Consider the following 14,499-nt stretch of genomic DNA (forward strand, 5'->3'; position numbering starts at 1 on the left):
GTGGCGAACACCGTCCCGTATCGTCCGAAGGCGGGGGAGATCCCCACCGAGCCCGGCGTGTACCGCTTCCGCGACGCCGACGGTCGCGTGCTCTACGTCGGCAAGGCCAAGAACCTTCGCGCTCGGCTGTCGAACTACTTCGCGCCCCTGCATACGCTGCACGAACGCACCCGGCGCATGGTGACCACGGCGACCTCGGTCGAGTGGACGGTCGTCGCCAGCGACGTCGAGTCGCTGAACCTCGAGATCACGTGGATCAACGAGTGGAAGCCCCCGTTCAACGTGCGCTTCAAGGACGACAAGTCCTACCCGTACCTCGTGGTGACGATGGCCGACGAGGCGCCCCGGGCGATGGTCACCCGTAAGCGCTCCATCCCGGGCGCCCGCTATTTCGGCCCCTACCCGAAGATGTGGGCGATCACGGACATGCTCGACATCCTGATCCGCATGTTCCCGATCCGCACGTGCAAAGACAGCGACTACCGGCGTGCGATGGCCTCGGGCAAGCCGTGCTTCGCCGGGCAGATCGGCCGATGCTTCGGGCCGTGCTCGCAGAAGGTCACGCTCGAGGAGCACCGGGCGAACGTCGACCGGTTCGTCGCGTTCATGCAGAACCAGGATCCGCGCATCGTGAGCGAACTCGAGCGCGAGATGCGAGCTGCGGCAGCGGTGCAGGACTACGAGACCGCGGCGCGGCGTCGAGATCAGCTGCAGGCCGCCAACGCCTTCTTCGAGAAGAGCGCCATGGTGCTCGGAGAACGCGTCGACCTCGACGTGTTCGGCATCGAGCACGACGAGCTCGCGGCCGCGGTGCACCTCTTCATCGTGCGAGGCGGGAGGGTCCGCGGTGAGCGGTCGTGGACGGTCGACAAAGAGCTCGACGTCCCCCTCGCCGACCTCGTCGACTCGGTCCTCCAGAACGCGTACGGCGACGGCATCGTGCCGCCGGCCGAGGTGGTCGTGCCCGAGCTCCCCGACGATGCCGCCGCGGTCGAGACCTGGCTGACGGGTCTGGCGGGGCGTCGGGTGCGCCTGCGTGCGGCGCAGCGCGGCGACAAGGCGGCGCTGCTGGCCACGGCCACGCAGAACGCCAAGCAGACGCTGATGCGATACAAGACCCAACGCAGCACCGACTTCACCACACGCTCACGTGCCCTCGAAGACATCCAGGAGGCGCTCGGCATGGCCGAGGCCCCGCTGCGCATCGAGTGCTTCGACGTCTCGCACCTGTCGGGAACGAACATCGTCGCCTCGATGGTCGTCTTCGAAGACGGTCTGCCGCGAAAAGACGAGTACCGTCGGTTCACCATTCCGGCGTCCAGCGACGACACCGACTCGATCCACCAGGTACTGACCCGGCGGCTCGCCTACCTCTCGCCGCGTGACGGGGCCGAGGCATCCGATTCGCCCGAGGCATCCGACGACCCCGCCGTGACGGGCAAGCGCGCGAAGTTCGCCTACCGGCCGAATCTGCTCGTCGTCGATGGCGGGCAGCCGCAGGTCGCGGCCGCCGCGCGGGCGCTGCGCGAGTCGGGTGTCACGGGTATCGCGCTGTGCGGCATCGCGAAGCGCCTCGAAGAGATCTGGACGCCCGACAGCGACTTCCCGGTGATCCTGCCGCGCAACTCCGATGCGCTGTTCCTGTTCCAGCGCGTACGCGACGAGGCTCACCGCTTCGCCATCACGCACCAGCGACAGCGGCGCAAGCGCGACATCTCGACCGTGCTCAGCGAGATTCCCGGTCTCGGCCCGGCGCGGGTGCGCGCGTTGCTGCGCCACTTCGGGTCGGTCACCCGCCTGAGGGCCGCTGACGAGTCCGAGATCGCCGAGGTGAAGGGCATCGGGCCCGCGCTCGCGACGGCGGTGCGGCAACGTCTCTCCGGCGAGGTCGCCGCCGAGCGCGGCTAGGCTGGGTGGAGGTTCCGGGAAGGGGGCGTCGACGGATGGGCGAGGAGTCCGCGCAGCAGGAGCTGGTCATCGTCACCGGGATGTCTGGAGCGGGCCGTTCAACGGTGGCCGACGCGCTCGAAGACCTCGGATGGTACGTCGTCGACAACCTGCCCCCGCAGATGCTCCGTCCGCTCGTCGAGCTCGCTGAACGCGCGGGTGCATCGCTGCCGCGGATCGCCGCAGTCGTCGACATCCGCGGGCGCGACTTCTTCGCCGAGCTGCAAGACATCGTGCAGGCGCTGCGCGACGGTGTGAACGTACGGGTGATGTTCCTGGACGCATCCGACGCGGTGCTGGTGCGCCGGTTCGAGTCCGTGCGCCGGCCGCACCCGCTGCAGGGCGACGGCACGATCCTCGACGGCATCGGCGCCGAACGCGCGCGGATGCAGGCGATCCGCGAGACGGCCGACCTCATCGTCGACACCTCCGAGCTCAACATCCACCAGCTCGCGAACCTCGTCACGGAATCGTTCGCCGAGTCGGGCCGGGCCGGCGTGCAGGTGACCGTGCTCAGCTTCGGCTTCAAATACGGGCTGCCACCCGATGCCGACCTCGTGGCCGACGCGCGGTTTCTGCCGAACCCGTTCTGGGTGCCCGAACTGCGCCCCCTCACGGGCGCCGACCCGGCAGTCTCCGACTTCGTGCTCGGGCAGAATGGAGCATCCGAGTTCATCGCGGCCTACACCGCCGCGCTCGCTCCCGTCCTCGCCGGCTATCAGCGCGAGAACAAGCGTCACGCGACGATCGCGATCGGATGCACCGGTGGCAAGCACCGTTCGGTGGCCATCGCCCGTGAACTCGCCGCGCGCATCGCCGGACTCCCCGGCGTCGCGGTGAACGTGAAAGACCGCGACCTCGGTCGCGAATGACGTACGAAAGATGGGAACGACCACGTGGCATTGACCGCAGATGTGAAGGAGGAGCTCGCTCGCGTCGAGGTCCAGAAGACGAGCGTGCGGGCCGCCGAGCTCGCCTCGATCCTCCGGTTCGCGGGCGGCCTGCACATCATCTCGAACCGGATCGCGATCGAGGCCGAGCTCGACTCGCCCGCGATCGCCAAGCGCGTCACCCGCGACCTCGGCGAGCTGTACGGCGTGCGGCCGACGGTGTCGGTGATCTCGGCGTCGGGGCTGCGGCGCCAGAACCAGTACCTCGTGCGGGTGCTCGAGGGCGGCGAGACGCTCGCGCGGCAGACCGGCCTGCTCGATGCACGCCGTCGCCCGGTGCGTGGCCTGCCGAACCGCCTCACGACCGGCTCACGCCCCGAGGTCGCGGCCGTGTGGCGCGGGGCGTTCCTCGCACACGGCAGCCTCACCGACCCCGGCCGCTCCGCAGCCCTCGAGATCACCTGCCCCGGTAACGAGACCGCGATGGCGCTCGTCGGCGCGGCGGGCCGGCTCGGGATCTCGGCGAAGGCGCGCGAGGTGCGCGGCGTGCACCGCGTCGTCATCCGCGATGGCGAGGCGATCAGCACGATGCTCGAGCTGATGGGCGCGACCGACACGGTACGCAACTGGGAAGAGCTCCGCCAGCGTCGCGAGGTGCGAGCGACGGCCAACCGCCTCGTGAACTTCGACGATGCGAACCTGCGGCGCAGCGCCCAGGCCGCGGTCGCCGCGTGCGCTCGCGTCGAACGTGCGATGGAGCTGCTCGGCGACGACATCCCCGACCACCTCAAGTACGCCGGCGAGCTGCGGCTCGCGCACCGCGACGCCAGCCTCGACGAGCTCGGGCACCACGCCGACCCGCCGATGACGAAGGACGCGGTGGCCGGCCGGATCCGCCGACTGCTGGCGATGGCCGACAAGCGCGCCGCCGACCTGGGCGTGCCGGGCACCGAGGCGAGCCTGCCCGCCGATCTCGACATCGTCTGACGCCCCGTGCGTTCGTCGTGCCTCCTCGACGTGATGTGACGCAACCCCCGACCGGTCGCGCGCCTGCGGGCATAGACTCGAGGACGGCCGCGGTACATCCGGGCAGACGCTCGGTTCCCGGCATCTGACAAGGAGAAGGAATGGCTGACTACACCCTCCCGGATCTGGCCTACGACTACTCGGCGCTCGAGCCGGCGATCAGCGGCACGATCATGGAGCTGCACCACTCGAAGCACCACCAGGCCTACGTGACCGGCGCGAACACCGCGCTCGCCCAGCTCGCCGAGGCCCGCGAGACGGGCAATCTGGCGAACGTGAACAAGCTCGAGAAAGACCTGGCGTTCAATCTCGGCGGCCACGTCAACCACTCGATCTTCTGGACGAACCTCTCGCCCGACGGCGGCGACAAGCCGACCGGCGAGCTCGCGGCGGCGATCGACGACCAGTTCGGCTCGTTCGACGCGTTCCAGGCGCACTTCACCGCGACCGCGCTCGGCGTGCAGGGCTCGGGCTGGGCCGTGCTCGCGTGGGACTCGATCGGGCAGCGCCTCATCGTGCTGCAGTTCTTCGACCAGCAGGCGAACCTGCCGGCCGGCATCGTGCCACTGCTCATGCTCGACGTGTGGGAGCACGCGTACTACCTCGACTACAAGAACGTGCGCGCCGATTACGTGAAGGCGTTCTGGACGATCGCGAACTGGGCGAACGTGCAGCGGCGCTTCGACGTCGCCCGTGAGAAGACGGCGGGCCTGCTGCTACTGTCGTGATGAACGCGGCGTCCCCGGGCGCCGCCCGGGGACGCCGTCGTCCGAATCCATCGAGAATCCGCGCGTTCGCGCACCGTCAATCAGGAGACATCCGTGTCCGTAAAGATCGGCATCAACGGCTTCGGCCGCATCGGCCGCAACTACTTCCGCGCTGCGCTCGCGCAGGGCGCCGACATCGACATCGTCGCGGTCAACGACCTCACCGACAACAAGACCCTCGCGCACCTGCTCAAGTACGACTCGATCACCGGGCGCCTCGACGCGACCGTCGAGTACGACGACGAGCACATCATCGTCAACGGCAAGAAGATCCGCTCCTTCGAAGAGCGCGACCCGGCGAAGCTGCCGTGGGGCGAGCTCGGCGTCGACATCGTGATCGAGTCGACCGGCTTCTTCACCAAGGCCGGTGACGCGCGCAAGCACCTCGAGGCCGGCGCCAAGAAGGTGCTCATCTCGGCCCCCGCGACCGACGAGGACGCCACGTTCGTCATCGGCGTCAACGAGCAGGACTACGACCCGGCGAACCACCACATCATCTCCAACGCGTCCTGCACGACGAACTGCCTCGCGCCGCTCGCGAAGGTGTTCAACGACGCGTTCGGCATCGAGCGCGGCCTCATGACGACGGTGCACGCGTACACCGCCGACCAGAACCTCCAGGACGGCCCCCACCGCGACCTGCGTCGCGCGCGTGCCGCCGCCCTCAACATCGTGCCGACCTCGACGGGCGCGGCGAAGGCGATCGGCCTCGTCCTGCCCGAGCTCAAGGGCAAGCTCGACGGATTCGCGCTGCGCGTGCCGATCCCCACCGGTTCGGTGACCGACCTCACGGTGACGGCATCGCGCCCGGTCACGGTCGACGAGGTCAAGGCCGCCTACAAGGCCGCCGCCGAGGGCCCGCTGAAGGGCATCCTCAAGTACACCGAGGACGAGATCGTCTCGTCCGACATCGTGACCGACCCCCACTCGTCGATCTTCGACGCCGGGCTCGTGCGCGTGATCGGCGACCAGGTCAAGCTCAGTGCGTGGTACGACAACGAGTGGGGCTACTCGAGCCGCCTCGTCGACCTCACGGTCTACGTGGCCGAGCGTCTCTGAGCCGGTTCACGAGATGTCCCTGCGAACGATCGATTCCCTCGGTCCGCTCGCCGGCAAGCGCGTCGTCGTCCGTTGCGACCTCAACGTCCCTCTGCAGGGCGAGGTCATCACGGACGACGGCCGCGTGCGGGCGTCGGTGCCGACCATCCAGGCCCTGACCGGGCAGGGCGCCCGCGTCATCGTGGTCTCCCACCTGGGCCGCCCCGACGGCGCGCCCGACCCCAAGTACAGCCTCGCTCCGGTGGCGAAGCGGCTCGGTGAACTGCTCGGCGGCGAGGTCGCGTTCGCGACCGACACGGTCGGTGCGGATGCCTCGGCGAAGGTCGAGGCGCTCGGCGACGGCCAGGTGCTGGTGCTCGAGAACCTGCGCTTCAACCCCGGTGAGACCAGCAAGGACGAGGGCGAGCGGCGTGCGTTCGCCGAGCAGCTCGCCGCGTTCGCCGACGCCGTCGTCTCCGACGGGTTCGGCGTCGTGCACCGCAAGCAGGCGAGCGTGTGGGATCTCGAGCAGCTCCGGCCGAGCGCCGCGGGCCTGCTCATCGCCGCCGAGCTCGACGTGCTCGACCGGCTCACCGAGAACCCCGAGCGTCCCTACGCGGTGGTCCTCGGCGGCTCGAAGGTGTCCGACAAGCTCGGCGTGATCGCGCACCTGCTTCCGCGCGTCGACACGCTGCTCATCGGCGGCGGCATGCTCTTCACCTTCCTCGCGGCCCAGGGCCACGCGGTCGGCAAGAGCCTGCTCGAGGAGGACCAGATCGAGACCGTCCGCGGCTACCTCGCCGAGGCGGCCGAACGTGGCGTCGAGCTCGTGCTCCCGACCGACGTGGTCGTCGCCGAGTCGTTCTCGGCCGATGCGGCGCACGAGGTGGCGGCAGCCGACGCCATTGAGGGCACCGCCTTCGGGGCATCCGGTCTCGGACTCGATATCGGTCCCGACACGGCGGCGGCGTTCGCCGAGCGGATCCGCGCGTCGAAGACCGTGTTCTGGAACGGTCCGATGGGCGTGTTCGAGCTCGCACCGTTCGCCGCCGGCACCCGCGCGGTCGCCGAAGCCCTCACCGAGGTCGACGGGCTCAGCGTGGTCGGCGGCGGCGACTCGGCCGCCGCGGTGCGCCAGCTCGGCTTCTCCGACGACCAGTTCGGCCACATCTCGACGGGCGGTGGGGCCAGCCTCGAGTTCCTCGAGGGCAAGCAGCTTCCCGGCCTGGAGGTCCTCGGATGGCAGTGAACCGCGTCCCGCTGATCGCGGGCAACTGGAAGATGAACCTCGACCACCTGCAGGCGATCGCCTTCGTGCAGAAGCTCGCGTGGTCGCTGGCCGACGCCAAGCACGCGTCCGCCGATGCCGAGGTCGCCGTGTTCCCGCCGTTCACCGACCTGCGCAGCGTGCAGACGCTCGTGGCGGCTGATTCGCTGCCGATCGCGTACGGTGCGCAGGATCTTTCGGCGCACGACTCGGGCGCGTACACGGGGGAGGTCTCGGGCGCGTTCCTCGCGCAACTCGACTGCGCGTACGTCATCATCGGGCACTCCGAGCGGCGCACGCTGCACGGCGAGACCGACGCGGACGTGAATGCCAAGGTGCTCGCGGCCCAGCGTCACGGGCTGGTCCCCGTGCTCTGCGTGGGCGAGACCGCCGAGGACCTCGAGCAGCACGGCGCGAGCGCCGTGCCAGTGGCGCAGCTGCGTGCGGCGCTCGAGGGCGTCGACGCCGCGAAGGAGATCGTCGTCGCGTACGAGCCGGTCTGGGCGATCGGGTCGGGTCAGGCCGCGACGCCCGAGCAGGCCGAGCAGGTCGCGGCGGCGTTGCGGGGCGTGCTCGCCGAGCTCCTCGGCGACGATGCCGCAGCCCGCACCCGCATCCTGTACGGCGGCTCGGTCAAGGCGGCGAACATCGCCGCGTTCATGCGCGAGCCGAACGTGGACGGCGCGCTCGTCGGCGGCGCGAGCCTCGACATCGACGAGTTCAGCGCGATCGTGCGGTTCAAGAAACACATCGGAGCCTGACGCCACGGGCCTCCGGCTTCGGCCGGGGGCCCGTGCTCTGGCTATACTCGGTAGTCGGCACGTCCACTGGGTCGTGCCCGGAAAGGGTTCACCGTGGAGATTCTCCAGGTCGTACTGCAGGTGCTGCTCGGTCTCACCAGCCTGCTGCTGACACTGCTCATCCTGCTGCACAAGGGCCGCGGCGGGGGTCTGTCCGACATGTTCGGTGGCGGCGTGACGTCGAGCCTGGGCGCGTCGGGCGTGGCCGAGCGCAACCTGAACCGCATCACCGTGATCTTGGGCGTCGTCTGGATCCTGTGCATCGTGGTGCTCGGGTTGATCACCAAGTTCGACAGCGCACTCTGAGCGGGGGTTCCGATGGTTTCCGGCAACAGCGCGATCCGCGGCTCCCGAGTCGGGGCCGGCCCGATGGGCGAGCAAGACCACGGTGTCCACGCCGACCGCGTCGCGGTGAGCTACTGGGACGCGAAGGGCAACGAGACGATCCGCTACTTCGCGGCCAACCTGCCCGAAGATGAGATTCCCGACGTCATCGACAGCCCGTCGACCGGCCTTCCCGCCGGCCGCGACCGCGAGAACCCGCCCGCGCTCGCGAAGACCGAGCCCTACAAGACTCACCTCGCGTACGTGAAGGAGCGTCGCTCCGAGGAGGAGGCGGCCGCTCTGCTCGAGGAGGCACTCGAGCAGCTACGCGCCCGGCGAGGCACCGCGAAGAACGACTGACGCGAGAGCGAGAAGGGGCGGGCCGATCGGATGATCGGCCCGCCCCTTCTGCGTGCGGCGCAGGTGTCGTTCAGTAGTCGCGAGCGATGAGTTCCTCGGGAACCTCGGCCGCGGCATCCTGATCGACGAAGAACACCGTGCGTCGTCGGCCCTTGATGCCTGCGACGGGCACCTCGTCGCGCGACGCGCCCGCGAGCGCGAGCCCGAGCGCCGATGCCTTGTCGGCCCCGGCGAGCACGAACCACACGCGCTGCGAAGCGTTCAGCACCGGGCGGGTGAGGCTGAGTCGCTCGGGCGGCGGCTTGGGGGAGTTCCGCACCGCGATGACGGTGCGGTCGGTGACGCCGATGCCCGATCGGTGCGGGAAGAGCGACGCGATGTGCCCGTCGGGCCCGACACCGAGGAATGTGATGTCGAACACGGGATGCTCGAGACCGGGCGCAGCCCACTCGGCGAGCTCGGCCGCGTACCGAACGGCGGCCTCATCGAGGTCGAGTCCGGCGTCGGCCGCGGGGAAACGGTGCACGTTCCGTTCGTCGAGGTCGAGATCGTCGAGCAGGGCGGCATCGGCTTGGGCGTCATTGCGGTCGGCATCGCCCGAAGCGACCCACCGTTCGTCGCCCCACCACACGTGCACCCGCGACCAGTCGATCGTGGTGCGCGCGGGCGACGCCGCGACGGCCTCGAGGACGGCCGCGCCCATCGTGCCGCCGGTGAGCACGATGTGCGCGAGCTCCTGGTCGTCGAGGATGTCGAGGAGCTTCGTGATGAAGCGTGCCGCAACGGCACCCGCGAGGGAGGACTTGTCAGGATGCACCAGCACCCGTCGCTCGTTGGTCATGCGTCTGCGCCCTCCGACTCGGCTCCGCCGAGCTGCTGAAGCCCGTTCGTGATCACCTCACCGTACAACTCGTCGGGGTCGAGGCGGCGCAGCTCGTCGGCCAGGCAGTCGCGAAGGCTGCGGCGAGGCAGCGCGACATCGTGCACGGGCTGCCCGGGCTGACGGAGGGTGGCGACCCCCGGAACATCGCGGATGAGCTCGATGGGACCGGTCGGACGCTCGAGCACCACGCCGTGGATGCCGGGTGAGCCGTCGTCGACCGGTGTCAGCACGTAGTCGGTGACCGCGCCGAGCTGCATCTGCAGCCAGGCCGCGAGCAGCGTCGTCGACGGCGAGTCGATGGCGCCGGTCACATGCACCCTCGTCACCGGGGCGTACGGCGGCTGGTCGAGCACCGCGGCGAGCTGCGCGCGCCAGAGCGTCAGCCGCGTCCAGGCGAAATCGGCGTCGCCGGGCGTGTAGTTCTGTTGCAGCGTCAGCAGAGCGGCCTGCGGATCGGGTTGGGCCGAGGCATCCGTGATACGTCGCTGGGCGAACCGGCCGAGCGGAGCCTCACCCGGCACCGCGGGGGCGATGCCGGGCCACCAGGTCACCACGGGCGCGTCGGGAAGCAGCAGGCCCGTGATGAGGCTCTCCTCGTCGCGCGCGGCGTCGCCGCTCGCGCGGAGTACGATGACCTCGCTGGCGCCGGCGTCGCCGCCCACCCGGATCTCTGCGTCGAGGCGCGGCTCGACCGCTGCGTCTTCGGTGCCGGGCTCGGTGGCGACCACGATCACGCGCATCGGGTGCTCACGCGACGCGTCGTTGGCCGCCTCGATCGCCTCTTCCTCGGCGCCGGGAGCGGTCGCGATGATGAGCGTCAGCACGCGCCCGAGCGCGACCGCACCACCCTCTTCGCGGAGTTTCACGAGCTCTTTCGAGATCCGGCTCGTGGTGGTGTCGGGAAGGTCGACGATCACGGGCGCCTCCAGCTACGGCCGTCGCGGGCGAGCAGGGCATCGGCCGACGACGGACCCCACGTGCCCGGTCGGTACTGTTCGGGACGGCCCTGCGTCGACCAGAACTCCTCGATCGGGTCGAGGATCTTCCAGGAGAGCTCGACCTCCTCTTGGCGGGGGAACAGCGGCGGATCGCCGAGCAGCACGTCGAGGATGAGCCGCTCGTACGCTTCGGGGCTCGCCTCGGTGAAGGCGTGCCCGTAACCGAAGTCCATCGTGACGTCGCGGACCTGCATGCCCGCGCCCGGCACCTTCGAGCCGAACCGGATGGTGACGCCCTCATCGGGCTGCACCCGGATGACCAGCGCGTTCTGTCCGAGCTGCGAGGTCTGGCTGTCGGCGAAGAGCTGCTGGGGGGCGCGCTTGAACACGACGGCGATCTCGGTGACTCGTCGGCCGAGGCGCTTGCCCGCGCGCAGGTAGAACGGCACGCCCGCCCAGCGGCGGGTGCCGATGAGCAGCTTGATCGCCGCGTAGGTCTCGGTGACGGACTCGGGGTTCATGCCATCCTCGTCGAGGAAGCCGATGACCTTCTCACCGCCCTGCCAACCGCCGGCGTACTGCCCGCGGGCGGTCGCCGTCGCCAGGTCGTCGGGCAGGCGCACCGCCGCGAGGATCTTCTCCTTCTCGGCGCGCAGCGCCGCCGCATCGAACGAGATGGGCTCTTCCATCGCGGTCAGCGCGAGCAGCTGCAGCAGGTGGTTCTGGATGACGTCGCGCGCCGCGCCGATGCCGTCGTAGTAGCCGGCTCGGCCGCCCACGCCGATGTCCTCGGCCATCGTGATCTGCACGTGGTCGACGTAGTTCGCATTCCAGATCGGCTCGTAGAGCTGGTTCGCGAACCGCAGCGCGAGGATGTTCTGGACCGTCTCTTTGCCGAGATAGTGGTCGATGCGGAATACCGAGTCGGGCGGGAAGACGCTCGCGACGACGTCGTTCAGCTCCTGCGCCGTCTTGAGGTCGCTGCCGAACGGCTTCTCGATGACGACGCGTCGCCACTGACCGTCACTCTGCTCGGTGAGGCCGGATCGCTTCAGCTGCTCGGTCACGAGAGGGAACGACTTCGGCGGGATCGACAGGTAGAACGCGTGGTTGCCCATCGTGCCGCGCTCGCGGTCGAGCCGGTCGACGACCTCGCGCAGGCGGTCGAACGCGGCCGGGTCGTCGAACGTCCCGGTCACGAAGCGGATGCCTCGGGAGAGCTGGTCCCACACGTCCTCACGGAACTCGGTGCGCGCGTACTGCTTCACCGAGTCGTGCACGACCTGCGCGAAGTCCTGGTCGTTCCATTCGCGACGGGCGAACCCGACCAACGCGAATCCGGGCGGCAGCAGCCCCCGGTTCGCGAGGTCGTAGACCGCGGGCATCAGCTTCTTGCGCGAGAGGTCGCCGGTCACGCCGAAGATGATGAGGCTCGACGGGCCGGCGATCCGGTTCAGGCGGAAGTCGTTGGGGGAGCGGAGCGGATTGCGCCCCGCCTCGATGACGGCCGGTTCCATGGATGCAACCCGTCCGTCAGCCGAGCGCGTCGACGATCGAGGCGAGCTGGGTCGCCGGATCGGTGAGCGTCAGCGTCAGCACCGGTCGCCCGTGGGCGGCGAGCACGCTCGCATCGCCCGACGCCTGCGCGGCGATGAGTTCGCCGAACGTGAACGGTCGCTCGGGGATCTCGAGGTCCTCGTCGGTGCGCGCGGTGAGCTGCAGGAACACGCCCACCGCCGGGCCGCCCTTGTGGAACTGCCCGGTCGAGTGCAGGAACCGGGGGCCCCACCCGAACGTCACCGGTCGGCCGGACCGCGCGGCGATCAGGTCGCGCAGCTTCGCGAACTCGGGGTGGTCGACGCGGTCGAGGTAGGCCTGGATCGACACGTACCCGTCGGCGGGCAGCTCCTCGAACAGCACCTCGAGGGCCGAGGCGAGGTCGCTCGAGGCGCCGATCACGTCGGGCGTGCCGCGCACCTCGATGCCGTTCGACACGAAGGCGGCGGGCTCGGGGGCCGGACGCTGGTCGAGCAGGCCGCGAGCGGCGATCTTCGCCGACTCGACGTCGGGCTGGTCGAAGGGGTTGATGCCGAGCAGCAGACCCGCCACCGCGGTCGCGTACTCCCACACGAGCAGTTGCGCGCCGAGCGTGCCCGAGACGCGGATCTCGTCGGGTGCGCCGTGGGGGAAGACCTCGTCGCCGGCGTCGTCCACCAGGCGCACAACCTGGAGGTCGGCCGGGGGAGCTGCCAGCTCGGGGGCACCGAGCTCGAGCACAACGGGCAGGATGCCGGTGCCCTCCTTGCCGGTCGACTCGGCGATCAGCTGCTCGGCCCAGTCAGCGAAGCCGACGATGTGCGTGCCGTCGGCGACGATCGCGAGCTTGTCGCGGCGCGGGGAGGTCGCGGCGATCGCGGCGCCGAGGATCAGGCCGGGATTCTCGTCGGTGTCGACGGCGAGCGAGAGCTCGATCGTCTCGGCCTCGTCGAGGATCTCGGCGATGTCGACGCCGGCGAGCCCCGATGGGACCAGCCCGAACGCGGTGAGCGCCGAGTAGCGGCCGCCCACATTGGGGCCGGCGTTGAAGACCCGGTAGCCGGCCTCGCGTGCCGAAGCGTCGAGCGGCGAACCCGGGTCGGTCACCACGATGATGCGCCCGACCGGGTCGATGCCGGCGTCGCGGAACGCTTGTTCGTACACGCGGCGCTGGCTGTCGGTCTCGACGGTCGAGCCCGACTTCGACGAGACGACGAGTGCGGACGTCGCCAGTCGATCGGCGAGCGCAGCCCGGACCTGCCCGGGGTCGGTGGAGTCGAGCACGGTGAGGTGCGCGCCGACCGTGCGGGTGATGACCTCGGGTGCGAGCGACGATCCGCCCATGCCGGCGAGCACGATGTGGTCGACGCCCGCCGCGCGCAGATCGTCGCGCAGCGCGACGATCTCGCCGACGAGCGGTCGCGAGACGGCCACCGCCTCCGTCCAGCCGAGTCGCTTGGATGCTTCGTCCTCGGCGGCGGGGCCCCAGAGTGCGCCGTCCTGGGCGGTGATACCGGAGGCGATGCGGTCGGCGACCAACTTCGGCAGCGCGGAACGCACGGCGTCGGCGGCGGCGCCGCCGACCGAGATGCGGAAGCTCACTTGGCCGCCTCCAGCGCCGTGCGCACGGTGTCGAGCAGCTCGTGCCACGAGACGATGAACTTCTCGACGCCCTCTCGCTCGAGCAGCGCCGTGACGTCGTCGTAGTCGACGCCGACGCTCGCGAGCTTGTCGAGCACCGTCGCCGCACCGGCATAGTTGCCGGTGACGGTGTCGCCCTCGACGACGCCGTGGTCGAACGTCGCCTCGAGCGTCTTCTCGGGCATGGTGTTCACGACGCCCGCCGCGACCAGCTCGGTCACGTAGAGCGTGTCGGGCAGCGACGGGTCCTTCACACCGGTCGAGGCCCACAGCGGCCGCTGACGATTCGCGCCGGCGGCGAGCAGCGCCTGCGCGCGCTCGCCCGCGAACTCCTGCTCGAAGAGCTCGTACGCGAGCCGGGCGTTCGCCACGCCGGCCTTGCTCTTCAGTGCGAGCGCCTCGTCGGTGCCGATCGTGGTGAGGCGCTTGTCGATCTCGGTGTCGACGCGCGACACGAAGAACGAGGCGACGGAGTGGATCGTCGAGAGGTCGATGCCGGCGGCCTTCGCGATCTCGAGGCCCGAGAGGTAGGCGGCGATGACCTCGCGGTAGCGGTCGATGCTGAAGATCAGCGTGACGTTGACGCTGATGCCGGCGCCGATCGTCTCACGGATGGCGTCGAGGCCCTCGATCGTCGCGGGGATCTTGATCATCGCATTGGGCCGGTCGACCTTCGCCCACAGCGCCTTGGCTGACTCGATGGTCGCCGCGGCGTCGTGCGCGAGGTCGGGTGCGACCTCGATCGACACCCGGCCGTCGAGGCCGCCGGTCGCGTCGAAGACGGGGCGGAACACGTCGGACGCCGCACGCACGTCGTCGGTCGTGGTCTCGAAGACCGCGGTGTCGACGTCGGCGCCGGACGCGGCGAGCGCGTGCAGCTGCTCGGCGTACGCCTCGCCCTGCGACAGTGCGGCGGCAAAGATCGTCGGGTTCGTCGTGACGCCGACGACGTTGCGCTCCGCGATCAGGCGGTCGAGATCGCCGGACTGGAGGCGCTGGCGCGACAGGTCGTCGAGCCAGATGCTCACGCCGGAGGCCGACAGGGCGGCGGTCGGTGACTGGGACTGGGTCTGGGTGGACAT

The 14,499-nt window shown here is 70.0% G+C and carries 14 protein-coding genes; 9 read left to right on the top strand and 5 right to left on the bottom strand.

The genetic code is table 11. The features are described from left to right. The 9 genes from uvrC to FLP10_RS16960 all read left to right on the top strand — a co-directional run bounded on the left by uvrC (position 1) and on the right by FLP10_RS16960 (position 8,419). Entirely contained in the window at positions 1-1,908 is a 1,908-nt protein-coding gene (gene uvrC / locus FLP10_RS16920; RefSeq protein WP_149161924.1) for an excinuclease ABC subunit UvrC, read from the top strand. Between the two features lie 35 nt (positions 1,909-1,943). Continuing rightward, the gene (gene rapZ / locus FLP10_RS16925; RefSeq protein WP_149161925.1) at positions 1,944-2,819 is read left to right on the top strand and encodes an RNase adapter RapZ; all 876 of its coding nucleotides are present in this window, start codon (positions 1,944-1,946) and stop codon (positions 2,817-2,819) included. A gap of 24 nt (positions 2,820-2,843) precedes the next feature. Continuing rightward, positions 2,844-3,824: a DNA-binding protein WhiA gene (gene whiA, locus FLP10_RS16930; protein WP_149161926.1), complete on the top strand. Its 981-nt coding sequence runs from the start codon at positions 2,844-2,846 to the stop codon at positions 3,822-3,824. Positions 3,825-3,964: 140 nt separating this feature from the next. Then, entirely contained in the window at positions 3,965-4,591 is a 627-nt protein-coding gene (locus FLP10_RS16935) for a superoxide dismutase (protein ID WP_149161927.1), read from the top strand. 93 nt (positions 4,592-4,684) lie between these two features. After that, positions 4,685-5,689, top strand: coding sequence for a type I glyceraldehyde-3-phosphate dehydrogenase (gene gap / locus FLP10_RS16940; protein ID WP_149161928.1), 1,005 nt, complete (start codon positions 4,685-4,687; stop codon positions 5,687-5,689). Between the two features lie 13 nt (positions 5,690-5,702). Further along, positions 5,703-6,917, top strand: coding sequence for a phosphoglycerate kinase (locus FLP10_RS16945; RefSeq protein WP_149161929.1), 1,215 nt, complete (start codon positions 5,703-5,705; stop codon positions 6,915-6,917). Then, positions 6,908-7,696 (top strand): triose-phosphate isomerase, encoded by a 789-nt coding sequence (tpiA, locus tag FLP10_RS16950; RefSeq protein ID WP_149161930.1) that lies wholly within the window; start codon positions 6,908-6,910, stop codon positions 7,694-7,696. The genes FLP10_RS16945 and tpiA overlap by 10 nt, the downstream gene beginning before the upstream one ends. A 93-nt stretch (positions 7,697-7,789) precedes the next feature. After that, the gene (gene secG / locus FLP10_RS16955; protein ID WP_149161931.1) at positions 7,790-8,041 is read left to right on the top strand and encodes a preprotein translocase subunit SecG; all 252 of its coding nucleotides are present in this window, start codon (positions 7,790-7,792) and stop codon (positions 8,039-8,041) included. 12 nt (positions 8,042-8,053) lie between these two features. Next, positions 8,054-8,419, top strand: coding sequence for an RNA polymerase-binding protein RbpA (locus tag FLP10_RS16960; RefSeq protein ID WP_149161932.1), 366 nt, complete (start codon positions 8,054-8,056; stop codon positions 8,417-8,419). 70 nt (positions 8,420-8,489) lie between these two features. Here FLP10_RS16960 and pgl read toward each other — a convergent pair whose 3' ends face one another. Genes pgl through tal form a run of 5 tightly spaced genes read right to left on the bottom strand, consistent with a single transcriptional unit; the run spans position 8,490 to position 14,499 of the window. Next, positions 8,490-9,260, bottom strand: a complete 771-nt coding sequence (pgl, locus tag FLP10_RS16965; RefSeq protein WP_149161933.1) for a 6-phosphogluconolactonase — start codon at positions 9,258-9,260, stop codon at positions 8,490-8,492. Continuing rightward, positions 9,257-10,219, bottom strand: coding sequence for a glucose-6-phosphate dehydrogenase assembly protein OpcA (locus FLP10_RS16970; protein ID WP_149161934.1), 963 nt, complete (start codon positions 10,217-10,219; stop codon positions 9,257-9,259). The genes pgl and FLP10_RS16970 overlap by 4 nt, the downstream gene beginning before the upstream one ends. Further along, complete coding sequence (gene zwf, locus FLP10_RS16975; protein WP_149161935.1) at positions 10,216-11,757, bottom strand: glucose-6-phosphate dehydrogenase; 1,542 nt, start codon at positions 11,755-11,757, stop codon at positions 10,216-10,218. Before zwf ends, FLP10_RS16970 begins: the two co-directional genes overlap by 4 nt. A gap of 16 nt (positions 11,758-11,773) precedes the next feature. Then, positions 11,774-13,378, bottom strand: coding sequence for a glucose-6-phosphate isomerase (locus tag FLP10_RS16980; protein ID WP_149161936.1), 1,605 nt, complete (start codon positions 13,376-13,378; stop codon positions 11,774-11,776). Beyond that, the gene (gene tal / locus FLP10_RS16985; protein WP_149161937.1) at positions 13,375-14,499 is read right to left on the bottom strand and encodes a transaldolase; all 1,125 of its coding nucleotides are present in this window, start codon (positions 14,497-14,499) and stop codon (positions 13,375-13,377) included. Before tal ends, FLP10_RS16980 begins: the two co-directional genes overlap by 4 nt.

It is taken from the genome of Agromyces intestinalis (assembly GCF_008365295.1).
Taxonomy (GTDB): Bacteria; Actinomycetota; Actinomycetes; order Actinomycetales; family Microbacteriaceae; genus Agromyces; species Agromyces intestinalis.

Coding starts and splice junctions, on each gene's coding strand:
- rapZ (WP_149161925.1), top strand. CDS start 1,944: ATGGGCGAGGAGTCCGCGCAGCAGGAGCTGGTCATCGTCACCGGGATG.
- tpiA (WP_149161930.1), top strand. CDS start 6,908: ATGGCAGTGAACCGCGTCCCGCTGATCGCGGGCAACTGGAAGATGAAC.
- pgl (WP_149161933.1), bottom strand. CDS start 9,260: ATGACCAACGAGCGACGGGTGCTGGTGCATCCTGACAAGTCCTCCCTC.
- FLP10_RS16945 (WP_149161929.1), top strand. CDS start 5,703: ATGTCCCTGCGAACGATCGATTCCCTCGGTCCGCTCGCCGGCAAGCGC.
- zwf (WP_149161935.1), bottom strand. CDS start 11,757: ATGGAACCGGCCGTCATCGAGGCGGGGCGCAATCCGCTCCGCTCCCCC.
- tal (WP_149161937.1), bottom strand. CDS start 14,499: ATGTCCACCCAGACCCAGTCCCAGTCACCGACCGCCGCCCTGTCGGCC.
- FLP10_RS16960 (WP_149161932.1), top strand. CDS start 8,054: ATGGTTTCCGGCAACAGCGCGATCCGCGGCTCCCGAGTCGGGGCCGGC.
- FLP10_RS16935 (WP_149161927.1), top strand. CDS start 3,965: ATGGCTGACTACACCCTCCCGGATCTGGCCTACGACTACTCGGCGCTC.